Annotated in this window: 14 protein-coding genes and 1 pseudogene; 3 read left to right on the forward strand and 12 right to left on the reverse strand. The window is 60.8% G+C overall.

The window, feature by feature from the left end:
* Window positions 1-476: 476 nt before the first annotated feature.
* Entirely contained in the window at window positions 477-4,067 is a 3,591-nt protein-coding gene (locus ACOQFT_RS05310; protein ID WP_421597002.1) for a flavoprotein, read from the forward strand.
* Here the strand turns inward: ACOQFT_RS05310 and ACOQFT_RS05315 are convergent.
* The 12 genes from ACOQFT_RS05315 to ACOQFT_RS05370 form a co-directional block, all read right to left on the reverse strand.
* Window positions 4,064-5,227: a hypothetical protein gene (locus tag ACOQFT_RS05315; RefSeq protein WP_170405990.1), complete on the reverse strand. Its 1,164-nt coding sequence runs from the start codon at window positions 5,225-5,227 to the stop codon at window positions 4,064-4,066. The genes ACOQFT_RS05310 and ACOQFT_RS05315 overlap by 4 nt on opposite strands.
* On the reverse strand, window positions 5,228-8,506 hold the full coding sequence (locus ACOQFT_RS05320; RefSeq protein ID WP_421597003.1) for an adenylate/guanylate cyclase domain-containing protein: 3,279 nt from the start codon (window positions 8,504-8,506) through the stop codon (window positions 5,228-5,230).
* A gap of 111 nt (window positions 8,507-8,617) precedes the next feature.
* On the reverse strand, window positions 8,618-10,327 hold the full coding sequence (locus ACOQFT_RS05325) for an ABC transporter ATP-binding protein (protein WP_421597004.1): 1,710 nt from the start codon (window positions 10,325-10,327) through the stop codon (window positions 8,618-8,620).
* Between the two features lie 4 nt (window positions 10,328-10,331).
* Window positions 10,332-11,282 (reverse strand): ABC transporter permease, encoded by a 951-nt coding sequence (locus tag ACOQFT_RS05330; protein ID WP_421597005.1) that lies wholly within the window; start codon window positions 11,280-11,282, stop codon window positions 10,332-10,334.
* On the reverse strand, window positions 11,279-12,256 hold the full coding sequence (locus ACOQFT_RS05335; protein WP_421597006.1) for an ABC transporter permease: 978 nt from the start codon (window positions 12,254-12,256) through the stop codon (window positions 11,279-11,281). The genes ACOQFT_RS05330 and ACOQFT_RS05335 overlap by 4 nt, the downstream gene beginning before the upstream one ends.
* An 83-nt stretch (window positions 12,257-12,339) precedes the next feature.
* On the reverse strand, window positions 12,340-13,905 hold the full coding sequence (locus tag ACOQFT_RS05340) for an ABC transporter substrate-binding protein (protein WP_421597007.1): 1,566 nt from the start codon (window positions 13,903-13,905) through the stop codon (window positions 12,340-12,342).
* A gap of 102 nt (window positions 13,906-14,007) precedes the next feature.
* Window positions 14,008-15,588 carry an ABC transporter substrate-binding protein gene (locus ACOQFT_RS05345; protein ID WP_421597008.1) on the reverse strand — a complete coding sequence of 527 codons (1,581 nt, stop codon included), beginning with the start codon at window positions 15,586-15,588 and terminating at the stop codon, window positions 14,008-14,010.
* 158 nt (window positions 15,589-15,746) lie between these two features.
* Complete coding sequence (locus tag ACOQFT_RS05350) at window positions 15,747-17,030, reverse strand: amidohydrolase family protein (protein WP_421597009.1); 1,284 nt, start codon at window positions 17,028-17,030, stop codon at window positions 15,747-15,749.
* Between the two features lie 8 nt (window positions 17,031-17,038).
* Complete coding sequence (locus ACOQFT_RS05355) at window positions 17,039-17,980, reverse strand: ABC transporter permease (protein ID WP_421597022.1); 942 nt, start codon at window positions 17,978-17,980, stop codon at window positions 17,039-17,041.
* Window positions 17,980-19,053, reverse strand: coding sequence for an ABC transporter permease (locus ACOQFT_RS05360; RefSeq protein ID WP_421597010.1), 1,074 nt, complete (start codon window positions 19,051-19,053; stop codon window positions 17,980-17,982). Before ACOQFT_RS05360 ends, ACOQFT_RS05355 begins: the two co-directional genes overlap by 1 nt.
* The gene (locus ACOQFT_RS05365; protein WP_421597011.1) at window positions 19,050-20,561 is read right to left on the reverse strand and encodes an ABC transporter ATP-binding protein; all 1,512 of its coding nucleotides are present in this window, start codon (window positions 20,559-20,561) and stop codon (window positions 19,050-19,052) included. The genes ACOQFT_RS05360 and ACOQFT_RS05365 overlap by 4 nt, the downstream gene beginning before the upstream one ends.
* A gap of 39 nt (window positions 20,562-20,600) precedes the next feature.
* Entirely contained in the window at window positions 20,601-21,590 is a 990-nt protein-coding gene (locus ACOQFT_RS05370; RefSeq protein ID WP_421597012.1) for a BMP family protein, read from the reverse strand.
* A 416-nt stretch (window positions 21,591-22,006) separates the two neighbouring features.
* Between ACOQFT_RS05370 and ACOQFT_RS05375 the strand changes: the two are divergent.
* Together ACOQFT_RS05375 and ACOQFT_RS05380 are read left to right on the forward strand one after the other, a co-directional pair.
* Window positions 22,007-22,692 (forward strand): annotated as a pseudogene (locus ACOQFT_RS05375) (sugar transferase).
* A gap of 97 nt (window positions 22,693-22,789) precedes the next feature.
* Window positions 22,790-24,925, forward strand: coding sequence for a GumC family protein (locus tag ACOQFT_RS05380; RefSeq protein WP_421597013.1), 2,136 nt, complete (start codon window positions 22,790-22,792; stop codon window positions 24,923-24,925).
* Window positions 24,926-25,096: the final 171 nt, after the last annotated feature.

Below are 25,096 nucleotides of genomic sequence, written 5' to 3' on the forward strand. Positions count from 1 at the left end.
CTTTCGTCCACAGAAAGTATGGGACGCGGGCTGTTCGATCCGCAGGGGGTATCTTGACGAAAACGTCGAAAGTTTCGTCATTTTGACGGTGTTTTCGTCAATATGAATTAAGCGATCTGCGCCATGCGCGATAAGGCCATCTCAGAGTCGGCGCGGCGCTGGAACCAGCAGATAAGGCTCTGCGACATCGGGGCAGGGAAAGGAGGGCATAACAAGTGGGCTGGCTTACGGCCGGGCCTTGGAACTCGCACAATCAAATCAACAACATCCGTGATTTTTGTGTCCAAATAAGCTACGGTACGGCCAATTGGGCCTATTTGTTCGCACAATTTCCTGCGTCCGCGCGGCCCGGCCAGCGCAGAACGCCCGTCGGGTCGGTCATGAAATTCCGTGTGACCGCTGCGGCCTGACTTGGGCACAAGACACAGCGTTGGTTCTTTCAAGCGTTTCACGGCTAAGTTCAGGGGGGAACAGACGTGCCTAAGGACCCGATTGAAAACACCATTTCCTTTGCTCCAACCGAACCCGAATGGGCATTGATACAGGACATCCTGCCTGCGGATGATCCGGCCGCCATCAGGCCGCATTTCGAATGTTTCGAACTGGCCGAGGAAACGGTGCTGCCCTCACAGGGCATGTATGTTGTGCTGGGCGGCGAGGTACAGTTGCGGCAGGACGGGGTGGTTCTGGCCACTGCCGATACCGGCGACTATTTCTACGAAGAGCATCTTGAGATCTTTGACATCCCCGTCAGCCTCGAGGCGCTGGCCACGCCCGGCACTAAACTGGCTTATCTGTCCAGCAACCACTGGTTTGAAATTCCGACCAAGGTGCGTGAGACCTGTTACGACACATTGTTCGGCGATCTGGTCAGCGTGCATCTGCAGAACTTCCAGCAACCGATCAATTGCTGCAGCGTCACGGCGGCGGCGCTGAGCATGTCGGCGCTGGGGTTCAGCTGCGAGGTCAACGACATCTTCCGAGAATGCGGCCTGCCGACCTCGTTCGTGGTGAATGACGGCATATCGCTGGGCGAGCTCTATGACGTTGCCTGCACCTTCATTCACTCGCAGGGGCTGCGCGAGAAAGTGCAGGTTCAGGCCTATTTCATGGATGAGGCCACCACCTCGGTCGAGTTGTTGCTGGAGGCGATTGACGAATCCAACCGACTGGGCGGCGACAACGACATTCTGGTGGCGAATTTCCAGGTCGGCGTTGCCCATGGCAAACCGAACATGCCAGGCGGGCATTTCGCCATCATCGCCAAATGCAACCCCAGCACCGGGCTGGTGCATATGATGGACGTGCACCCGGAAAAATACGGCAAGCTGTGGGTGACTACGGTGGATCGTATCTGGGCCGGGATGTCGGACCGCGACGGAACCTCGATGCGGTCGCGGGGCATCCTGCGGTTTTCCGCGCGCGAGGCGGTGAAGACCAACCTGCAGACGCTGCAGCAGGACTGCAACTATGTCGACAGCACGCAATATCTGGCCAAAGACCCCAAGAAACGGCGCAACCTGTTCCGGCGGGCCAGCCCGAACATGAACTCGCTGGGGGTGCTGGCCGAAAGCCTTGCGATTCTGGGGGATGCGCAGGTCGATGAAGACAAGCTGCTGATCGCCACGCAAACCAACTTCACCGACGCGCTCAGCCGGGTGTCCACGGCGAAAGAGATGCACGCGCTGGCGCAGCGCTATCTCAGCCAGTCGCCGGACGTGCATCTGGGCAGCACCTTCCACGGCTATTCCACCCGCACGGGCGCTGAGGACAAAGCGCCCGAGGATTGGTTCCGCGACAAGCTGCGCAGCCTGAACGAAGACCAGGACCGGCACCTGATGATCAATATCGACTTCAACCGCGTGCTGGGGTTCGAAGTCATCCGCCCGCCCGAGAACGTGTATCGCGAGACCGCCCTGCTGGAAGAGTTCTGGTGCCTTTGCATCGCCTATGATGAGGACGGCGATCTGGTGACCGTGGTAGACATGAGCCCCGCCACCTCGCAGGTCTGGCAGGCGCCGCGCGGGCATATCTTCCGCGGCCTGCGCGACCTGAAGAACCCGGCGATGCTGGTGATCGAGGAACACGAGCCGCCCGAAGACCCGACCGACGTCGCCCGCATCGTGGCGCGCCACCCGATCGTCATGTTCTACGCGGATGAGGACCCGTGGTCCTACATGCTGCGCAGTATTCTGGCCAATATCGGCATCACCAGCGTCAGGCTGATCGACATCGAAGGCCACGGGGCCACTGTGATGAAGATGCGGCGGCAGCTGAACGTGCTGACGGGCAAGGAAAAAGCACCCTATCTGTTCTTTCAGGGCGAATGCCTGGGCCGACGCACCGATATTGTCGACATGATCCTGAAAGGGCATTTGCAGGAACGCGTGCGCGAGGCCGGGCTGCCGGTTCTGCTGCGCCATGAATCCCCCAGCCTGGACAAGAACATCTTTGGCTATCCCAAGGGCGGGCTGACCGATGCCCCCACCGAAAAGCGCAATGTGCTGTTATGTGCCTGCGGGTCCTCGGCGGCGGACAAGGTGCCGGAACTGGTGGAGCGGATCACCGCGGCCGGTCACAACGTGAAACTGATCCCCTCGGTTTCGGCCGAGAAGTTCTTTCGCGATTTCGGCACCGAGCGGATCGAGAAATGCATCACCCACAATGACTATTACCGCGACGATGACGAATGGAATTTCCGCTATATCGAATTCGGAATGCCCCTGCGCGCCTCGCATCTGGCGTTGTGCGATTGGGCTGATTGCGTAATTGTCGCTCCGGTGACCTGCAACTCGATGGGCAAGATCGCCAACGGGATTGCCGACAACCTGCTGACCTCGGTCTTTGTGGCCTGGCAGTACCGGAACAAACCGGCGATCCTCTGCCCCGCCTGCAACACCAATATGTGGAACAACGTCACCACCCAGCGGAATGTGGAAAAGCTGCGTGATCTGGGCATCGACCTGGTCGGCCCGCGCAAGGGGCGGCTGTCCAACGGCATGATGGGGATCGGCATGATGGCGACCCCGGACCAGATCATGGAGGTGCTGGACGAAGCCTTCGAGGAACTGGCCGATCAGGAGCACAATATCTGCAAATGGGCGCAAGAGGCCGCCGCCTCGGATGATATCGCGCGATGGGGCCGGGTGTTCCAGGCCATCGACAATGGCATGGCCGGGATCGATATCGTCGATGACAGCAACGGTGACACGCTGCTGCATTACGCAGCAGGTGGCGAAGGCGAGATGAACGAAGGCGGTGTGGATCTGGGCAAGCCCGACCTTGAGGCCGCGCAGGCGCTGATCGACCGGGGTATCAACGTCAACGCCACCAACGATCACGGCTTTACCAGCCTGCATGTGGCGGTGATGAACAACTCGGTCGAGATGGTGGAAATCCTGCTGGACGCCGACGGGATCGACGCCAGTTCCTGCATTCACTTCCTGCAGAACCCCAACAACACCAGGGGCCACAAGCTCTCGGAAGAGATCGTCGAGATGCTGGACGACTGGGCCAATACCCACACCCTGACCGAGCTGGAGGAAGAGGACGAAAGCGATCTGATCGAGGGCCGGGAAAAGACCTATCTGTATTTCACCTATGGCTCGCTCAAGAAAGGGTTCCCCAATCATGACGCCCATACCGAGGTGCTGGATGATTTCGTGGGCGAGGCCATAACCCGCCAGCGAATGCCCCTGATCGTCCCGCACGAGCCGCATTGCGACAATCCCAACTGCGGTTTCCTGCACCGCATGGCCACGCTGGTCGACCAGAAAGGCCGTGGCAAAGCGGTGAAAGGCGAGGTCTACCGCGTCTCATCCAGCGGGATGAAAGAGCTGGACAAGCTGGAAGGCTATCACGGTCCCAACGCGCCCGAGAATGTCTATGTGCGCAAGCGGATCAAGGTGCTGATCAACGGCGTGAAAAAACCTGCCTATACCTATGTGATCGCGCATCCCAACAAGTATCTGGATCAATGGGAGCAAGGCACAGCCGGTATCGTCGCCGAATACACGCTGGATATGGCCACGGGCACGCCCAAGCCGGGGTATCAGCCCCCGGCCTAGTTCTGCATCTCGATCACGGCCTCATCGTCCGGGTCAGCCTTGAAGCTGAGGTTGTAGGCCGTGATCCCCACCATACACAGCAGAACGAAGGGCCAGAATGCGGCCTTGGGATACAAGTTGTCCTTGTAGTGGATGAACCGCAGTGAGGGCACTGCCTCGGACGCGAACAGATAGGTGTTGATCGAGACCGCCAGCAGCAGGAAATACATCAGGAAAAAGAACGACTCCATGTAGATCACCGGCGAACCGGCAAAGCCTTCGCGCAGTTGCACATGGGCCAACAGGATCACGAAGAACAGGACCGAGCAGGTGCCAATCACGCTGGAGGTGCTGAAATCATGCCGTTCGACCAGATTGGGGAGGCGGGTGACGGTCATCACCGCGCCGAACAGCAACATCGTCACCACGATCAGCGGGATCATGTGGACGATGAAGGCATTCCCGAAATTCCGCTTGATGACGAAGTTATAGTGCAGTTCCGGTTGGTTGGTCTGGAACTCGTTTTCACCGATACCCAGCGTGGTATCCAGATCTGACAGGCGATAGTCGAAATAGGTGTTTTCCCGCTCCCACGTGCCCATGACGATACTGGGATCGATGCCGAAGATATCTTCCGGGCCAGTGGCCGGATAGGCCGAAAAGTCCGGTATTAGAGCCACATTCACATCAAACTCGCCGGGCCAGAACCGGACCCAGACGGTTTTGTGGTCGAACGGATAGCTGGTGTAATCAAAGCTCTGCCGTAAGGTCTGTTCGAAATACCAGCCGATCAGTTCCGACCCGTCCTGATCCATGCGATAGACCTCTTCGATCAGACCATTCGCGGCATCGGTGGCCTCGGGCAGGATGAACCCGACCTCGCCCTCGGCGGGTTTGATCGCATCATGGATGCCGTCTTCGTAGTGCTGCCAGATATAACCGCTGACATGCACGTCGCTGGCGCCGATAAAGCTGAAGGATTTGATGAAAATGCCGGTTTTCACTCTGTATTCCGGCGCATTCCCCAGCTTTTGCAGATACTCATCGACCGAGGCCTGATCGGGCAATTGCGTCGGATCGCCCTCGAAATGGTTCAGCGCAACCAGAAGCCTGAACAGCAGCACTGCCAGACCAAAGGTCAGGGCACCGGAAATCCACCAAACCTTCTTTTCGATGCTCATTCAGCCCCTCTCGTGCGTGGTCCAGCTGCCGACCAGGGATTGCGTGATGCCCATCTGGGCGAACCGCGCGCCCAGCGCCTCGAAGTCTTCATGCGCGGACATTGGAATGCCCCAGCCGCCGCACGCGGCCAGAACCTTTGCATGCTGAATCGACAGTTCGACCATCGGCAGGGGTTCATCGGCGGTGAACTTGGCCAAAGCATCCGCGTATTCCGTGGCCTTGTCCCATTCCCGACGCGCCAGCATGACGGCGCTGGCGTCAGGATAGAAATGCAGATGGCTGTGCCCCACGCACCCCTCGGCAATAATCTGAGCACCCAGTTTCAGGTGCTGATCCTGTTTGTTAGGGTCTGTTTCCGCCATGGCCAGCGCCGACAGCGCCTTGGGCCCCACGAAGTTGCGGCCATGTTCCAAGGCGATGTCCACGGCGTGCTGCCCGGTTTCCCGCGCCTGATCCAATCGCCCTGCATAGACCTGCGTGCGGGCCAGATGCTCCAACGCCTGTGCCTCAAGCCGTTTGGCGCCCACGCGATTGGCGATCTCGGCGGAAACGGTGAAGGTCTCAAGCGCCTGATCCAGTTCGCCCAGAAAGGTGTGCGCCACGCCCAGACAGGTCTGCGCCACACATTCGGGCACAAAGGCAAAGTACTTCTGCGATACCTCAATGGCCTCCTGCGCGTCGCGCTTTCCCTGCGCCACATCACCGGTATAGCTGCGCGCCACGCTGAGGTTGTGCAGGTTGGCCGCCAGATCCCGCACCAGCCCCTTTTCGCGCGCCCGCTCGACCGCCTGCGTATAGAACCCGGCGGCGGTCTGCATCGTCGCATTCATGAAATTGGCATCGCCAAACCCGCTGAGCGCACCGACCTCCAACCGGGCCGATTCCAGCTTTCTGGCCAGTGTTAGAGCCTTTTCGTTGCTCTGCATCGCATCTTCGACCCGGCCCAGCGGGAAGTAGACATTGCCGCGCACATAGTTGATCTGGGCGATGTCGCGCTCGGACCCGCAACGCTCGGCCGCCTCTTCGGCCGTATCGAGGCTTTGCAGCGCGTCCTTATACAGGCTGGCCTGCCGCGCCGCCTGTGCCAGACCGATATGGGCCCGGCTGACCTGTTCATCGGTTTCGGCCAGATCTGCGGCCTCTTTGAACTCGCGCAGGGCGTCATCCGACAAACCTTGCAAGCGGTGCGTCTCACCCCGGGCGCAGAACAGATCGAACCGCACCCCGGATGGGGCGGGCAGTTCCAACGCCCGTTCGATCAGCGGGCTGGCATCGTCGAATTGAAACGCCTGGATCAGGTTCTCGGCGGCGTCCAGATAGGCCTGCGCTGCGTTGGTTGCCCCCGCCCGGTCCAGATGCTGTGCCCGCAGGGTGGCATCGCGGTCCTCGAACCATTTCGCGGCCTGACGATGCAACCGCGCGCGTTCCGATTTGACCAGCGTCGCATAAGATCCGTCGCGAATTAGCGCATGGGCAAACATCAGATCGGTCCCGGCCTCACGGATCAGGGCCGAGCGGATTAGGGTAGATACATCCAGATGCCCCTCGCCCAGAATGAAGTTCAACACCTCGGGCGAGAACCGCTGACCCAATACCGAAGCCGCCTGAATCGCCGCACGGCTGGAGCGGTCCAGAGCATCCAGCCGCGACTGCACGATGCCCTGTATGCTGCCGGGAACGGATTCGCGTTTCAGCACGTCGATATTGCGCAAGAGCTGTTCCAGAAACAGCGGATTACCCCCGGCGCGCTGCACGCAGGCGTCCAGAAGCTCGGGGTCGATGCCGGTGAACTCCTCGACCAGTTGCCGGGCCTGATCCTCGCCCATTGGCGCCAGTTCCAGTTTCGAGATCAGCGCGCCGTCCGTGCTCATCTGCCATTCACGGTTGATCGGGTCACCCTCGACCCGGCTGGTCATCAACAACACACAGGGCAAATCCCGCGTGGTGGCGGCGATATGGGCGCAAGCGGTCAGAATATCCGGCGCGGCCCAGTGGATATCCTCGACCTGGATCAGCATCGGCGCTTCACGGCTGCGCGCGGCAATCAACTCATCAATCACCTGCCGCCGTCCGCGCTGACGGGTGGCATTGTCCATCACCGCATAGACCTCGGCCAGTCCCGGGTCTTGCTCCAGCTCCAGCAGCGCGTTCAGATGGGTGGCGTTCGAAGGCGAGACCCAGCCCTTGTCCACCGCCTCCTGCGCCATCGCGGCGCAGGTCGCCGCGTCATCTGCGGCGTCAAGCCCCAGAATGCTGCGGGCAACGGATTGAATGGCCGAATGTCCCTCACGCGCGCCGAAATCCATCACGACGCCATTGTGGATCGCGTATCCAAGCCCACCGGCCATTTCGGCCACCTGTTCCGACAGGTGGGTCTTGCCGATCCCCGGTTCCCCCAGAACGATATGGACCTCGCCTTTGCCATGCTGCTGGCAGCGGTCGAATGTGGCCGAGAACAGCGACAACTCGCGCTCACGCCCGACAAAACGGTGCCGCCGCGACCGGATGTTGCGTGCCAATCGGTCCAGCCGCCACAGCTCGACCGGTTCATTCAGACCCTTGATGTCCTTCTTACCCATACTCTCGCCGACAAAAAGCGGCCCTAACGCGCGCTGAATGTCGTGTGAGACAAAGGTCTCGCCCGGTACGGCCATGTCGGTGATGCGCGAAGCCAGGTTCACGCCATCACCGGTCACCGTGTATTCCGTATGCGCCTGGCTGCCGGTTGTGCTGGCGATCACCTGCCCCGACGCAATACCGATATGGCAGGAAACCGGCGGGTTAAGGCTGGGCAGCACCGCGTGGATTTCCAGCGCCGCACGGGCCGCGCGTTCGGTATCGTTGGTGTGGGAAATCGGCGCCCCGAACACGGCCATCACCGCGTCACCGATATGCTTGTCGATCCGGCCGCCGAATTTCTCGACCACGTGATCGACCTTGGCAAAAAACGCGTTCAGCAGCGCGTGCATATCCTCGGCGTCCAATTCGCTGGTCAGGCGGGTAAAGCCGGTAAGGTCGGCAAACATCACCGTAACCTGCCGTTTGGCGGGCTCGGGCGGGGTGTCAGGTTCATAGGGCTGAACGGTTTCAACGATCTCAAGCTCGGCAATCGCGCGCAGCAGCCTGCGGCGATCTCCGACAGCGGTCACTCCGATTTCGATCAGGTCTTCGCCCGTCAGGTCGGGCAGAATTGCGAAATCAATTTTGTTATCCAAAAAGGCTTGCGCGTATTCGGAAAGTCCAAGCGCGCCCAGCCAGTCCCTAAGGTCCTGAGACATGTCGCCCCTCTGAAGCCCCCTTACTTCAGAGTCAGACCTAGCACAGCAGACCCGCCCGAGTCTGCAATGCTTAACGAAATTAATGTTTATGTACGCTCATATGCCTGAAACTCAGACCTCGGCGCTTAGCCCTTCGGTCGACAGATCGTCCAGCCGTGGCATCAGGCGCAGCAATTCGCTGGCGTATTCCGTCTGCGGATGGGCGAACAGCGCGTTGGTCTCTTGCAGCTCGACCACCTTGCCCTGTTTCATCACCGCGACGCGGTCACACATCTGGCGGACCACCGGCAGGTCATGGCTGATGAACAACAGGGTCAGGCCCAGATGTTCCTGCAAATCCTTCAGGATGTTCAGGATCTGCGCCTGAATCGAAACGTCCAGCGCGCTGGTCGGCTCATCACAGATCAGAAAGCGCGGCTGTGTGGCCAGCGCGCGGGCGATGGAAATCCGCTGACGCTGGCCGCCTGAGAACTCATGCGGGTATTTCATCCCGGCCTCATGACCCAAACCCACCTGATCCAACAGCTCATCGACACGGCGCTTGATATCGGCGCCGTCCATCAGCCGGTGATGGCGGATCGGTTCGGCCACGATATCGTCCACCCGCATCCGCGGGTTGAGCGAGGAATACGGGTCCTGAAAGATCATCTGGATGTTCTTGCGATAGGCATCCAGCGCGGCGCGGTTGGTCAGGTCACTGACCACCTGCCCCTCAAAGGTGATGGTGCCGCCATCCACCGGATAAAGCCCCGCAATCATCCGCGCGACGGTGGACTTGCCCGAGCCGGACTCGCCCACCACGCCAAACACCTCACCGGCGCGGATGTCAAAGCTGACATCGTCCACGGCGGTGAAATAGGTGCGATCCCACGGCAGCAGCCCGCGCTTTTGCAGGAACTTCTTGGTCAGGTTGCGGATCTCGAACACCGGCTTGCTGGCGTCATTGTCCACCTTCGGCCAGTGGCGAGCCATGTCTTCGATGGCGAACCGGGTCTCGCGCCCGCCATAGCTGATCTGCGGAAAGCGGTGCAGTTTCAGCGTCGGGCGCGGGACGGCGGCGATCAGCGACTTGGTGTATTCATGGCTGGGCTGGCCCATGACCTGAGACGTCGGCCCGCTTTCCACCACCTTGCCCGCATACATCACCGTCACCTTGTCCGTGGTGTCGGCGATCACGCCCATATCGTGGGTAATCAGGATGACACCCACCTGACGTTCGCGCGCCAGTTCCTTGATCAGGTCCAATATCTGTGCCTGAACCGAGACGTCCAGCGCCGTGGTCGGTTCATCCGCGATGATCACGTCCGGCTCAGTGCACAGCGCCAGTGCAATCACCACACGCTGCCGCATCCCGCCCGAGAATTGGTGCGGGTACTGGTCCAGCCGCGTGTCCGGATCGGGGATTCCAACACGGTCGATCAGATCACGGGCGCGCTGGCTGGCCTCGGCCTCGGACCCGCCCAGATGGGCCTGAATCGTCTCAACCAGTTGCTCGCGCACGGTGAACAGCGGGTTCAGCGAGGTCAGCGGGTCCTGAAAGATCATCGAGATCTTCTTGCCGCGCAGCCCGCGCATCGCCTCGGCGTCCAAACCGCTGATCTGGTCGCCGCTCAGCCTGATCATGCCGCTGGCGATGCGGCCGGGGCGGTCCAGCAGGCCCATGATGGCGGCGCCGATGGTGGATTTACCGGCCCCGGATTCACCGACCAAACCGTGGATTTCGCCGGGCTCGACCGACAGGTCCACATGGTCCACAGCGGTAAACAGTTTGCGGCGGGTCGGGAATTCGACCGTCAGGTCATTGATCGTCAGAAGGCTCATGAAGTCACCGCAGCTTGGGGTTCAGCGCGTCGCGCAGCCAGTCGCCCAGCAGGTTTACGGACAGGGCCAGCGCCAGAAGGGTGCAGGCCGGGAAGAACAGAATCCACCACTCGCCCGAGAACAGGAAACCCTGCCCGATGCGGATCAGCGTGCCCAATGAGGGTTGGGTAGGCGGTGCGCCGACACCCAGAAAGCTCAGCGTCGCCTCGGCAATGATCGCCAGCGCAAGGGAAATGGTGGCGATCACCAGAACCGGGCTGAGCACGTTGGGCAGGATGTGGCGGAACATGATCGGGATAGACCCGCGGCCGATCAGGCGGGCGGCCTGGACGTATTCCTTGTTCTTCTCGACCAGCGCCGCGCCGCGCACGACACGGGCAAACTGCACCCAGTCGGACAGGGCAATGGCGACGATCAGAACATAGATGGCCATCGCATTGCGGTATTCCGGCGGGGTCACCCCCTTGGCGATACCAAAGATCAGCATGGCGACCAGAATCGCCGGAAAGGTCAGCTGCACATCGGCGATCCGCATAATCACTGTTTCAACCCAGCCGCCATAATATGCCGCCATCAGCCCCAGGATCACGCCGATGATCATCGCCAGCAGCACCGCCGAGGCGCCAACGAACAGCGAAATCCGCAGGCCGTATAGAATGGTCGAGAACACGTCGCGCCCCTGATCGTCAGTGCCCAGCAGGAAGGTTTCCTGCGTAAAGGCGTTCGGCGTGCCCGGCGGGGTGAACCCGTTCATCAGGTTCAGCGTCGCCGGGTCGAACGGGTTATAGGGCGCGATCAACGGCGCAAAGATGGCCGCCAGCACAAGGATCACCACCACGACCGACGCGACGATGGCCACCGGAGAATGCCGGAACGACCACGCGAAATCGCTGTCCCAGAACTTGGCGAAACGCGATTTGGGGGCGGGTGGAGGGGTTTCGATGGTATCGGTCATGTGGCCCTCGCGTCGACACGCAGGCGCGGGTCAATGGCATAGTAGAGAAGATCGACAATCAGGTTGATTGTCACGAACATGACCGAGATCAGCATCAGATAAGCGGCCATGACGGGGATATCGACGAACTGGATGGCGTTGATGAACAGCAGGCCCACACCGGGCCACTGGAACACCGTTTCAGTGATGATGGCGAATGCGATGATGGACCCCAGTTGCAGACCCGTAATGGTAATCACTGGCACCAGCGTATTCTTCAGCGCATGGCGGAAATTGATCACCCGGTCCGACAGCCCTCGGGCGCGGGCAAAGCGGACGTAATCGGCCCGCATCACCTCAAGCATTTCCGACCGCACAAGCCGCATGATCAGCGTCATCTGATAGAGGCCCAGCGTAATCGCCGGCAGGATCAGCGCCTTCAGCCCCGAAGCCGTCAGGAACCCGGTAGACCAGTTGCCGATCTTCACCGTCTCACCCCGACCGAAACTGGGCAGCCAGCCAAGTTCAATGGAAAAGACATAGATCAGCAATATCCCGATCAGGAAGGTTGGCAGAGACACCCCAAGCAGCGACACGGTCATGATGACATTTGCGGCGATGCCTTGTCGTCGGATCGCCGTAAACACGCCCAGCGCGATACCCATAGTGATGGCCAGAAAGCCCGAGACAAAGGCCAGTTCCAACGTGGCGGGCGCGCGTTCGACCAGGATCGTCGAGACCGGCCGCCCCTGACGGTACGAGACGCCGAAATCGCCCTGCACCGCGCCTTTCAGGAACTTGAAATACTGAACCGGAAAGGGTTGATCCAGACCAAGCTCGGTGCGCAGCCGGTCAATGTCGGCCTGCGTGCGTTCCTGCCCCAGCATGTTGTCGATCGGATCACCGACAAAGCGGAACATCGAAAAGGCCACCAACCCCACGACCAGCAGCACGATAACGGATTGGAACATCCGTCGGACGATATATGCGAACATGCGTTTCCCTCGTTGATCGGTCTTCCTAGGATGCCTTTGTTCAGATGGTCAAGCTATCGCTAACAGATAGACGCGAGATTCCGTCAGTTCACGCGCACCCAACGCAGCAGAAAGAAGTTATCTGACCGCTGGGTCACGTCGACATTGCTGCGCGTTCCCCAAACCAGGGGTTCGACATACATCGGCACATAGACCTGTTCGCCCTGAATGATCCCCGCCACCTCATCCAGCATGGCCTGCCGCCTGACCTCATCCAGTTCGGATTGGATCATCGGCAACAGCTCATCCACGCGTGCATTCGAAAAGCGCCCGAAATTCCAGCTGCCCAGCTTTTTCTCTTGGTTCGGTGTGGCCACAAGGAACCGCACCGGATGTTCCGCATCAAAGGTGCCGGGGCTCCAGCCCAGCAGGTACATGTCGTAATTGCCTTCACGCAGCTCGGGCCAGTAGTTGCGGACCGGCATGGCATCCAGCTCTGCGGTAAGTCCGATCTGGGCCAGCATGGAAACCACGGCCTGACAGACGGCCTCATCATTCAGATAACGGTCATTGGGGCATTTCAGACCGAAGGAAAAGCCATCCGCATGACCCGCCTCGGCCAGCAGCGCCTTGGCGGCGTCAACGCCAAAGGCCGGGCGGTCGGTATGGGCTGCGGAATAGCCGCTCATGGCCGGGCTCACCAGTTGCGAGGCCGCCTCGGCATTGCCCCGCATGATGGTGGCCAGAATGGCATCGACATTCACCGCCTGCGCCACGGCCTTGCGCACGCGCGGGTCGCGGAACGGGTTTGGTTTGCCCGCATCTTCGGTGTATTTCAACGCCTCGGCCTGATGACCGAAACCCAGCATGATCACGCGGGCCTCGATGCCCTGAATGACGTTCACGTCGGCATTGCCCTGCAGGCGCGCGACGTCCTGAATGGGCACCGGGTTGATCATGTCCACATCCCCCGACAACAGCGCCGCAACGGCGGTGGCGGGGTTCTGGATCGGATTGAACTCGGCACTGGTGATGTTGTGTTCGGCGTCGTCCCACCAACCGTTATGCGGCTCTAACACAGTACGCAGGCCCGGCTCGCGCGCGGTGACCCTGAATGCGCCGGTGCCGTTTGCATTCAGCGTGGCGAAATTGCCGGTTTCCTTGTCGGGGACGGCGGCATCATTGGACTCGGTCCAGCCCTGATCCATGATCATCCAGTTGGCAATCGACGACGGAAACAGAGGGTTCGGCGCAGTTGTCATGAAATCGACGGTGTAGTCATCGACCACGATCACGTCACTGATCGGCGCAAACCAGCTGCGGGTATCGGCAGCCTCACCCGAAGCGCGCTGATAGCTGAACAGCACGTCCTGCGCATCGAATGTGCTGCCGTCATGGAAGGTCACGCCTTCACGCAGTTTGAAGCGCCAACCGTCACCTTCGCCGATGGGTTCCCAACTGACCGCCAGGGCCGGTTCGACCTGCATGTCCTTGTTGCGGCGGACAAGCCCTTCGTAGACATTGTTGAGAAAGCCCAGAACCGGGGCCGAGTTGACCGCGTGCGGGTCCATCGTCTGCGGATCGGTGGTCGAGGCCCATGTGAACTCGGCTGCCTGCGTATCGGTGGCGGCAAGCAGGATCAGACCGATGGCACTGTGTCTGAGGTTCATGGCGAAATCTCCCTATGTCTGCCGCAAAAGGGCGGTGTTGAAGGATAACGCAAAAGGCAGGGCGCGAGGATCACGCCCTGCCAAGTCACTGGTCTGAATATTTTAGTTCAGAGTGAAGTACTTGATCTTGGGCGAGTCTTCCGGCTCGACCACGGTTCCTACATTGGACTTCATACCCCAGTTCAGCACCTGATGGTGGATCGGGATATAAAGCTGTTCGTCCTGAACCACCTGCCAGATCTCGGCGATCTGCTTGTCGCGTTCGGGCAGGTTGGTTTCCGAGGCCAGACCTTGAATCTTGGCATCCAGTTCCGGGTTGCTGTAGCGGGTGCCGTTCCACGAGCCGTACTTCTCACCCTTGGTATGCGCCAGGAAGTTGAAGATATATTCGGAATCGTAGGTCGGAACGCCCCAGCCCAGCATGTAGAAATCGGTTTCCAGGTTGTTGATCAGTGGGAAGTGCTGCGCTTTGGGCTTGGCGTCCAGGTTCACGGTAATCCCGATCTGCGCCAGCATCCCGACAGTGGCCTGACAGATCGCTTCATCGTTGATGTAACGGTCATTCGGGCAATCGAGCTGGATGGTGAAGCCGTCCGGATACCCCGCCTCGGCCATCAGGGCCTTGGCGCCTTCGATATCGGTGGTCGAGGAGCTGTCCATGCCCTCATCCCAGCCATTGACGAAGGGCGGGGCAATCATGCCCGCCGGGGCCGATTGGCCGCGCATCACGACCTGCTTGATCGCATCGCGGTTGATCGCTTTGGACATGGCCTGACGCACGCGGACATCGGACAAGGGGTTCTTGCCGTCCACATTGTCATTGGCCAGATCGGCATCCCCCATGTTCAGGCCAAAGAAGATCACCCGGTTCTGCGGCGCGGTGCGCACATCCAGACCATCGGCGCCGGCAACGCGTTCGAGGTCCTGCACGGGGACGTCCTGAATGAAGTCGACCTCACCCGATAACAGGGCCGCAACGCGGGTGGCGGCGTTCTGAATCGGGGTATAGATGATCTCGGTCACGGCCAGCGGGAACTCGTCCTTGCCCCAGTAGCCGTCATAGGCAGCCAGAACCGTTTTCACATCCGGCTCACGGCTGACCACCTTGTAGGGGCCGGTGCCGTTGGCATTCTTGGCCGCGAACGTGTCTTCGCCGCCTTCATAGTCCTGCACTTTCACAGCGTTGTTCGCTTCGGCCCAACCCTTGTCCATCATGAACATGTTGGTCAGGTTGTTCGGCATGATCGGGTTTGGACCGTCGGTCTCGATCTCGACGGTGTATTTGTCTGTCGCGCGCACCTCTTTCACCGAGGCCAGCAGTTCCTTGTAGTCCGAATCCGGCGTCATCGCCCGGTTCAACGAGAACACCACGTCTTCGCTGTCGAACTCGGCCCCGTCGTGGAAGGTCACGCCTTCGCGCAGCTTGAACACCCAGATATTCGGGTTTTCCTCGGACGGCGTCCATTCGGTGGCCAGCGACGGCACCAGCGCGCCGGAATGGTCACGCATCACCAGAGTTTCCATGATCTGATGCGCCAGCGCCGAGGTCGGGCCTTCGTTCTGGGCATGCGGGTCCAGCGTCAGCGAGTCGCCCGCCCGCGCCCAGCGCAGGGTCTCGGCCGATGCGCCCGCCGCCATCAACGCAGTGGCGCTGGCGGCAATCATCAGGTTTCTTAGGATCATTTTAGTCTCCCCGTTTTTTTGTTCGCGCCGTCATGTCGGCGGCCAGCCGCTTTTTGCGACCGTGGTGCAACCGATCATCCAGATCATTTTGATCGTTGCAACAATAGATTGAACATAAGCGCGGCGACCCGAAGGAAACCTGCGGCACCCGATCTGGATCAGACAAACGGCACCCGCGCCTCGTCCAGTGTTTTTTGCCCCGTGGGCAAGCTCAGGTCACTGGTGACCGGATTTGAACGTGCAACCACGCGCCCTTTGCGCACCACGGCCAGCCGGTGGGCGCGCAGCCGGATCGCTTCGATCCGGTCGGTGGCCTGCAGCAGTACGAAATTGGCGGCACAGCCCTTGGCGACGCCATACCCCTGCAACCCCATGATCCGGGCCGAGTTTTCGGTGACCGCGTCGAAGCACCACGCCATATCCGCGCGGCTGGACAGTTGCCCCACATGCAGCCCCATGAAGGCCACGTCCAGCATGTCGGCCTTGCCCAGTGAATACCACGAGTCCATCATGCAATCCGAGCCAAAGCCCACGGTGACCCCGGCATCGCGCAACTCACGCACACGGGTCTGGCCACGACGTTTGGGATAGCTGTCGTGGCGGCCTTGCAGCATGATGTTGATCAGAGGGTTCGGGATCGCGTGTACCCCGGCCTCGACCATCAGCGGGATCAGTTTCGAGACATAGTAATTGTCCATCGAATGCATCGAAGTAAGATGCGACCCCGCAACCCGGCCATTCAGACCCAAACGTTGGGTTTCATAGGCCAGAGTCTCGATATGGCGGCTTTGCGGATCGTCGCTTTCGTCGCAATGCATATCGACCATCAGCCCGCGCTCGGCGGCGATTTCACACAGCAGGCGCACGGATTCCGCCCCGTCGGCCATGGTGCGTTCGAAATGCGGGATGCCGCCCACCACATCCACACCCATATCCAGCGCGCGGAGGGTGTTCTGCATCGCGGTCGGGTCGCGCAACACGCCATCCTGCGGGAAGGCGACCAGTTGCAGGTCCAGGTAATCTTTGACCTGCTCGCGCACCTGCAACAGGGCCTGCACGCCCTTCAGCTCATCATCGCAAGTGTCCACATGGCTGCGGATCGCGCCGATCCCCTTGGCGACCGCCAGTTCGCAATAGCGCAGGGCGCGGGCGACGATGTCATCGACCGTCTGGATCGGCTTAAGCTCCCCCCACAGGGCGATGCCTTCCAACAACGTACCCGAGACATTCATCCGCGGATTTCCCAGTGATAGAGTCGCATCCATATGAAAATGCGGATCAACAAAAGGAGGGGAAACCAACTGCCCCTCGGCATCGATCACCTCACCCGCTGCGGCGGTGATCCCGGCCTCAACGGCGGCAATCTGGCCGTTGGCACAGGCGATATCCACGCCAGTATGGCCATCGGGCAGGGTGGCATTCTTGACGATCAGATCAAACATGGCGGCTCCTATCGTTGGCCTTTGAACCAGGGGGTAAGCAATGCGCGCGGATAATCCGCCGACCGCGCCGCAACGACAAGCGCGATGATCGACAGGATATAGGGCGCCATCAGGAACACCTGACCGGGAACCAGCGCGCCCATCTCGGTCTGCAACCGCACCTGCAACGCGTCGAAGGCACCAAACAGCAACGCCCCCAGCAACGCCTTGCCGGGGCGCCAGCTGGCAAAGATCACCAGCGCGATGCAAACCCAGCCGCGCCCGTTCACCATGCCGAAGAAAAACGCGTCAAAGGCGCTCATGGTCAGGAAGGCCCCGCCCAGCGCCATCAGGGCCGAGCCCGCAACGATGGCCCCGATCCGCAGCCCATAGACCGACAGGCCCTGCGCATCGACACTGTCCGGATTGTCTCCGACGGCCTTGATCGACACGCCCAGCGCGGTGCGGTTCATCACGTACCAGACCACTGCCACCATCAGCAGCGCCAGCCATGTCAGAGCAGTTTGCTGGAATATAACAGACCCTAAAAAGGGCAAATTGGACAGAACGGGCAAATCCAGCGGCTGAAACGGCTCGATCCGGGGCGGCGAGGATACGTTCGGCAGCGCCGTTCGATAGGTGTAGTAACTGACCGAGGTGGCAAACAGCGTAATCCCCAGCCCCGAGACATGCTGAGACAGCCCCAAGGGCACCGTGAGAATCGCGTGCAGCAGGCCAAAGAACGCTCCGGCCAGCGCGGCAACCAGCACTCCGCCCCACAGGCCCGCGCCCAGCCAGACTGCCATCCAGCCGCACATGGCACCGACGACGAAAATCCCCTCGATCCCGAGGTTCAGCACGCCCGCCCGTTCGCAGATCAGCGCGCCCAACACACCAAAGATCAGCGGTGTTGCGATGCGCAGGGAGGCAGCCCAGAAGCTTTCGGACAGCAGGATGTTCAGGATATCCATCATGACGCCGCCCTCGTGGTGCTGGCCCTGACGATGCGGTAGCGGGCAAAGAACCCGCCGACCAGCACGCAAAGCAGCGAGACCGACACCACCAGATCGGCCAGGAATGAGGATACGCCCATGGCGCGGCTCATGCTGTCGGCGCCCACGAAAACGGACGCGATGAACAGCGCCGCGATCACCACGCCCACCGGTGACAAACCCGCCAGCATCGCCACCACGATACCGGTATAACCAAAGCCGGGCGACAGGTCGGCGGTCAGATAGCCCTTCAACCCGGCGACCTCGCTGACGCCGGCCAGACCAGCCAGCCCGCCCGACAGGATGGCCACCCCGAACAGCGACCGGTTCACATTGATCCCCGCATGGCGCGCAGCGGCGGCGTTCTCGCCCACCGCCCGCAACCGGAACCCCCAGACCGAACGCGCCAGCATGAATTGCGCCAATCCGGCCAGTATCAGAGCCACAATCAGCCCCGAATGCACCCGCATCCGCTCCATCAGCGTCGGCAACATGCCCTGATCCAGAACCGGAGCGGATTGCGGCCAGCCCAGGCTCATCGGGTCCTGCAGCGGCCCTTCCAGCATCATCTGCACGAAGATCAGGATGATGAAATTCAGCAGCAGCGTGGTCACCACTTCGTCGGCACCAAAGCGGGTTTTCAGATAAGTGGGGGCGACCATCCCCGCCGCCCCCGCCGCCGCGCCCAGCAGGACGATCACCGGCAGCAACAGGATACCGGACACATCCAGCATACCTGACCCGATGGCCACGGCAGCCATCGCCCCAAGATACAGCTGCCCCTCAGCCCCGATGTTCCACAGCCTGGCGCGGAAGGCCAAGGCAGCAGCAAGGCCGGTGAAGATCAGCGGCGTGGCGCGGGTCAGCACCTCGGAAAAGGCAAAAACAGAGCCAAACACGCCGCGAAACATCTCGGCATAGGCTGCTATCGGATTGGCCCCAGCGGCCAGCAGCGGAATGGCAGCCAAACCCAGCGCAATGACAGCGGACAGGATGGGCACGCCCAGCGTAAAGGCACGCGACTGGGTCTGGCGCGGTTCGATGCGGATCATGCCGGTTCTCCTGCCATCATCAGCCCGATCTGTTCCCGGTCGCGGCTGGGGGCTTCGTGCAACTCACCATCGCGGATCACCACGATGCGGTCAGCAAGGCCCAGAATTTCATCGAGATCCTCGGAAATCAGCACCACACCCGCGCCCCTTTCGCGTGCCTCCAGCAAACGTCGCCCGACCTCGGCCGCGGCGCCCATATCCAGCCCGCGGGTCGGCTGGTTGGCCAGAATCAGGCTTGGTGACCGGTCGAACACGCGCGCCAGGATGAGTTTCTGGATATTGCCGCCGGACAAAAGCCGCGCGGGGGCCTCAACGCCCGGTCCGCGCACGTCATAGGCCTTGGCCAGTCGCTCGGCATTATCCGCAATGGCCTCGCGCCGCAGCAGGCCCCGCGATTGCACGTCGCTGTTATCCAGCCGCTCGATGATCATGTTCTCGGCCACGCTCATTGCGCCCACGATACCTTCGTGGTGGCGGTCTTCGGGAATACGGCCAACGCCCGCCCGCACCATCGCAGCGGGGCTGGGGGCGCTGATTTCGACGCCGTTCACCTGTATTAGACCCTGAGTTGGCCGCACCAGACCGGAAATAACGTTGGCCAAACCGCTCTGCCCGTTACCCGACACCCCGGCAATCCCGAGGATTTCATGCGCGTGCACCGTCAGATCAACGCCGCTGAGCGTATCGCGGTTGGACCGGCCCGCGACCGACACGCCCGACAGGGCCAGAACCGGGGCGCCCGGCGCCATCGCGGTACCTGCCAGGTCCGGCGTATCCGCCCCGACCATCATCCGGGCGATGGATTTTTCATCCGCGTCCGAGGTCGCCATCTCACCCACTTTCCGGCCATGGCGCAGCACCGCGATGCGGTCGGAAAAGGCCAGAACCTCGCGCAGTTTGTGGCTGATGAAAATGACCGACAGCCCCTCGGCCGTCATCATGCGGATGTTTTCGAACAGCGTGTCGGCCTCTTGCGGGGTCAGCACGGCGGTGGGTTCGTCCAGCACCAGAATCCGCGCCTGCCGATAGAGCGCCTTGAGGATTTCGACCCGTTGCCTCTCCCCCACCGACAGCCGTCCGACGGGCGCATCCAGCGGTGCGGTCAGGCCGCTTTGGGCGATGATCTGTTCGACCTTGCGCCGCGCGGCGCGCCGGTTGCGGCGCAGGGCGAACAAGGGTTCGGCCCCCAGTGTGATATTGTCCAAAGCCGAGATATTCTCGGCCAGTGTGAAATGCTGGTGCACCATACCGACGCCCGCAGCCAGCGCCACCTGTGGATGGCCCAACGGCAGCGGCTGCAAAGCACCCGCCTCGTCAGCGACTTCAATAGACCCTGAATCGGGCAAATAATGCCCGAACAGCATATTCATCAGCGTCGTCTTGCCGGCGCCGTTTTCGCCCAGCAATGCCAGAACCTCACCCTTGTTCAGGGTCAGGCTGACATCGTCATTGGCGATGACCGGGCCGAAATGCTTGCTCAGCCCGTTGAGCTTGAGAACTGTGGTCATGAGGAAAGCGGGCCGGCGCAGGGACCGGCCCGAGTACGATCAGTTGTCCGAGACCGGCCGGTCATCGTTGACGTTCACGCGAAACAGACCGTCCAGAATCTCGGCCTGGCGCGCGTTCACCGCTTCGAGCACATCAGCCGGAACCAGCTCCTCATCCAGAACCATCGAGCCGCCGCCATAGCCCATAAAGCTGTACTGGCCGTAATCCGCGGCCTCGAATGAACCGCTCGCGACATTGGCGATCGCCTTGTCGATGGTCGGCTCCATATGCCACAGGGCCGAGGCCATGATCGTGCCCGGATAATCGCCCGATGTGTCGATGACATTGCCCACGGCCTTGACGCCGCGCTCAACGGCCGCGTCCGATACGCCAAAGCGTTCCGCATACATGATGTCCGCCCCCGCATCCATCATCGCGATGGCGCTTTCCTTGGCCTTGGGCGGGTCATACCAGCTGTCGATAAAGGTCACGAGGAAGGTGACGTCCGGGTTCACCTCGCGCGCGCCGTCCATGAAGGCGTTCATCAACCGATTGACCTCGGGGATGGCGTAACCGCCGACCATGCCGATCACGTTCGATTCCGTCGCGGCTCCGGCCACCATGCCGGTCAGGTAGGACGGTTCGTGAATCCAGTTGTCAAAGACCGAGAAATTGGGCGCCACCGGACCAAAAGACGATCCCATCAGAAACGCCGTATCGGGATAATCCTTCGCCACCTTGCGGGCGGCGCGTTCCAGACCGAAGACCTCGCCCACGATCAGTTGCGCGCCCTGTTCGGCATATTCGCGCATTACGCGTTCATAATCGGTGTTGGCGACATTTTCCGAGAACACGTATTCAATGTCGCCCCGCTCGGCCGCCGTATTCAGGGCCTTGTGGATGCGGCTGATCCATTGCTGTTCCACCGGCAACGTGTAAATCGCAGCCACCTTGACTGTTTCTGCCGCCGCCAACCCGGCGGAATACAATGTTGATACCGCTGCGACCGCGGCCAGCAGCACTCTGCGCGTTAATGTTCTTTTGGTCATATCTCTCTCCTGTGTGGCGGGATGGCAGCATTTTTTTACTGTTCAGTCAATTTTTTCATGCGCTTCCACAGGACGTTCGATCAAGTCGCAGCACCTTTGACCGATTATTGGACACCCCCGTCCTGCGACCGTCAACGGCGTGGGAACGCGTATCACAGCCTTGCCATTGGGACCCGGCCGGAAAGTCCAAATTGGGTTTGCATCACTCAACCATTGATTGTATTTCGGTGGAGTGCGAGTTTTACTTTTGCCGGAAAACTGCGGCACCCGGGCAACAATTGTGCAGATGCGGAATAAATCCAACCGAGGATATATTTTCCATCTTAAGTTTTTTACATCGCGGGTTTATCCGGGACGCCGTTTGATCGCTTGTTTAAGCGGTAACAGCTGCGCTCAGATCTCAGGGTAATTTTGCGATGTTGGATTTTGCCTCTTCCACGGCTTCACAAAACAGGCCTGCGGACCAGCCAGCTCCGGATGCGGTACCATCAGGGCTGTATCCGGGTCCGGGCAAGCGGGCTTTTGACATCGTGTTTGCCTTGCTGCTTCTACCGGTCGTTGCGCCGGTCATTGCCCTGCTTTGGTGCATTGTACGCCTTGACGGCGGTCCGGGATTTTTCGGTCATACCCGCGTGGGCAAAAACGCCAAGTCGTTCAAATGCTGGAAGATTCGCAGTATGGTGGTGGATGCCGAAACGCGCCTTCATGCTTATCTGGACGCCAATCCCGAAGCTGCGGCCGAGTGGGAGCGCGACCATAAACTGACCGACGATCCGCGCATCAACCGGTTGGGGCATATCCTGCGCAAGACCAGCTGGACGAGCTGCCGCAAGTCTGGAACGTGCTGAAGGGCGAGATGAGCTTTGTCGGCCCGCGCCCTGTTGTGGCCATCGAACTGGTCAAATACGGCAGTTCCGCTTCGGCCTATCTGGCGCAGAAACCGGGGATCACCGGGCTGTGGCAGATCTCGGGGCGCAACGATATCAGCTACGCCGAACGGGTGTCGCTGGATGCCGCCTACCTGACCCGGTGCAGCTTTCTCAGCGACGTCAGGATCATCTTCCTGACCGCTTCGGCGGTGGTTCTCAGAACCGGGCGGTAACCGGGCGCACGGACCTTTATTCTTGCTTTGTGACAGTGTAGAGAGCAGCGGCACACGCGTTTGGCGTGTGTCTGACCTTTGGGATCATATATTTGATATGAAGCAGTCTCCGATACACGACGCGCAGTTCAAAACGAACCGGTCCCCGGCAAATGACGCGCCGCAAGATGACGTCATCGACCTGAGCGCATTGGTGGCAACGCTGTGGCGTGGCAAGTGGATCATTGGCCTGGCCACCACCCTCGCCATTCTGGTCGGAGCCTTCTATGCCTTTGTCGCTGCCGTCCCGATCTACAAATCCTCGGCCGTGGTCATGCTGGAAACCGAGCAGGCCAGCGTGATCGACCTGCAAAGCGTCGTGGGCGGCCTGGCCGGTGACACCGCCGAGGTCAATTCCGAGCTTGAAGTGCTGCGGTCCCGCGGTCTGATGGGCAAGGTTGTCGACAGGCTGGACCTCGTCTCGGACCCGGAGTTCAACGAAAAGCTCGTGCCCGTCTCGGCGCTGGAAGGGGTCAAGCAGTTTATCCAATCCCTGTTTGGCGCCAATCCCGACGCGGGACTGATCCCCGAGGATCTGGCCAAGCAGCTGATCCGGGACGATGTGATTACCGCGCTGCTTGAAAATGTATCGGTGCGCAACGTGCCGCAAAGCCTGGTGTTCGAGGTGACGGCCGAGACGGAATCGGCGCGCAAATCGGCCCTGATCGCGGACACCATTGTCGAGCTTTACGTCCTGAACCAGATCGAAGTGAAATTCGAGGCCACCGAACAGGCGACCGCCTGGCTGACCGATCGTGTGGCCGAGTTGCAGATCGATCTGGAAACCGCCGAAGCGAAGGTCAACGACTTCAATTCGACAACCGCGCTGATCTCTCCTGAAGCGCTGCAATTGCAGGAAGTACAGCTGAAGGATCTGCGCGAACGCAGCACCTCGGCCGAGGCGACCCGCGCCGCGGCACAAACCCGGTATGAGGCCTTGAGCGCCGCCGACAGCCGCGCGGCGCGGGCCGAGGTCAGCCAGGACCCGCAACTGCAACGTCTGCTTGGCCAGATCGACAGCTCCGACACCGGTGAGGCCGCCTTTGACACTGCCTTTCAGCGCTTGGTTGCGCGAACCGCGCTCGAAGCCCGGCGGGCGACGCAACAGGTTAAGGCGCTGACGCTGTCAGCCGAAGAACTGGGCCAGAAGATCGCGCAGCAGAACGCGGATCTGATCACGCTGCAGCAGCTGGTCCGCGAGGCCGAGGCCGTTCGGCTGCTCTACGAATATTTCCTGGCCCGGCTGAAAGAGACATCGGCGCAGGAAGGCATCCAGAAAGCGGACAGCCGACAATTGTCGCGCGCCGTGATACCCGGCGAGCCGTCCGAGCCGAAAAAGCCCTTGATCCTTGCCCTTTCGGCCATTCTGGGCCTGATGCTGGGGGCCGGTATCGTGTTGCTGGCCGAGGCCCGGCGCAAAGGCTATCGCTCGGCGCAGGAGCTGGAGCGCAAGACCGGGTACAGCGTTCTGGGTCAGATTCCCGTCTTTCCCGCGCGCGGACGCCGCAAGGTGCTGGAGTATCTCGCTGAAAAGCCCTCATCCGCCACGGCTGAGGCGGTGCGCAACCTGCGTACCTCGCTGATGTTGTCCAACGTGGACCGCCCGCCGCAGGTGGTGGTGATCACCTCTTCATTGCCGGGCGAAGGCAAGACAACGAACGCGCTGGCGCTGGCGCAGAACTTTGTCGGGATCGGCAAAAAGGTCCTGCTGGTCGAGGGAGATATTCGACGCCTGACCATGACGGCACAATTGCAGGGTGCGCCCCAGAGCGGGATTGTTTCGGTTCTGGCCGGGGACGCAACCGCGCACGAGGCCATTTTTCAGGACCCGCTGCTGGGCTGTGACATTCTGGCCGGCGAGAAGACCTCGGCCAATGCGGCGGACCTGTTTGCATCGGAACGGTTCAGGCTGTTTCTCGAGGATATGCGCCAGCAATATCACGTTATCCTGATCGACACGCCGCCGACCCTGCTGGTGTCGGACGCGCGCCTGATTGCGCGCAATGCGGATGCGGTGCTGTTGACCGTCAAATGGAACGACACGTCCGAACAGGATCTGACCGAAACGATGCGCCTGTTCCAAACCGACAATCAGCGCCTGACCGGTCTTATTCTAGGTCAGATCAATGTGCGCGGTGCGCGGCATTACGGGTATTCGTACGGCAGCTACGCTGAAACGTATTACAACAACTAGAAAAACGCGCCCGTTTTCCGTTTTGTGAGGGGCGCGTTTTTTATGATTTGTTTTTATGGGTTTAGTTTGTACTGACGGTGCTGGTTGTGGTTGTGCTGTTTGAGGAACCGCCGCCGCCTGCGGCTGCGAGGCCTGCGGCGGCTGCTGCGACGCCGAGTGCGGGGGCGACGA

The sequence above is a fragment of the Ruegeria sp. MALMAid1280 genome, assembly GCF_049195285.1.
Lineage (GTDB): Bacteria > Pseudomonadota > Alphaproteobacteria > Rhodobacterales > Rhodobacteraceae > Ruegeria.

What these genes read in the sequence shown, in the direction of transcription:
- ACOQFT_RS05315 (WP_170405990.1), bottom strand. Translation starts at nt 5,227, where the DNA reads ATGAGCATCGAAAAGAAGGTTTGGTGGATTTCCGGTGCCCTGACCTTT.
- ACOQFT_RS05320 (WP_421597003.1), bottom strand. Translation starts at nt 8,506, where the DNA reads ATGTCTCAGGACCTTAGGGACTGGCTGGGCGCGCTTGGACTTTCCGAA.
- ACOQFT_RS05325 (WP_421597004.1), bottom strand. Translation starts at nt 10,327, where the DNA reads ATGAGCCTTCTGACGATCAATGACCTGACGGTCGAATTCCCGACCCGC.
- ACOQFT_RS05330 (WP_421597005.1), bottom strand. Translation starts at nt 11,282, where the DNA reads ATGACCGATACCATCGAAACCCCTCCACCCGCCCCCAAATCGCGTTTC.
- ACOQFT_RS05335 (WP_421597006.1), bottom strand. Translation starts at nt 12,256, where the DNA reads ATGTTCGCATATATCGTCCGACGGATGTTCCAATCCGTTATCGTGCTG.
- ACOQFT_RS05340 (WP_421597007.1), bottom strand. Translation starts at nt 13,905, where the DNA reads ATGAACCTCAGACACAGTGCCATCGGTCTGATCCTGCTTGCCGCCACC.
- ACOQFT_RS05345 (WP_421597008.1), bottom strand. Translation starts at nt 15,588, where the DNA reads ATGATCCTAAGAAACCTGATGATTGCCGCCAGCGCCACTGCGTTGATG.
- ACOQFT_RS05350 (WP_421597009.1), bottom strand. Translation starts at nt 17,030, where the DNA reads ATGTTTGATCTGATCGTCAAGAATGCCACCCTGCCCGATGGCCATACT.
- ACOQFT_RS05355 (WP_421597022.1), bottom strand. Translation starts at nt 17,980, where the DNA reads ATGGATATCCTGAACATCCTGCTGTCCGAAAGCTTCTGGGCTGCCTCC.
- ACOQFT_RS05360 (WP_421597010.1), bottom strand. Translation starts at nt 19,053, where the DNA reads ATGATCCGCATCGAACCGCGCCAGACCCAGTCGCGTGCCTTTACGCTG.
- ACOQFT_RS05365 (WP_421597011.1), bottom strand. Translation starts at nt 20,561, where the DNA reads ATGACCACAGTTCTCAAGCTCAACGGGCTGAGCAAGCATTTCGGCCCG.
- ACOQFT_RS05370 (WP_421597012.1), bottom strand. Translation starts at nt 21,590, where the DNA reads ATGACCAAAAGAACATTAACGCGCAGAGTGCTGCTGGCCGCGGTCGCA.
- ACOQFT_RS05380 (WP_421597013.1), top strand. Translation starts at nt 22,790, where the DNA reads ATGAAGCAGTCTCCGATACACGACGCGCAGTTCAAAACGAACCGGTCC.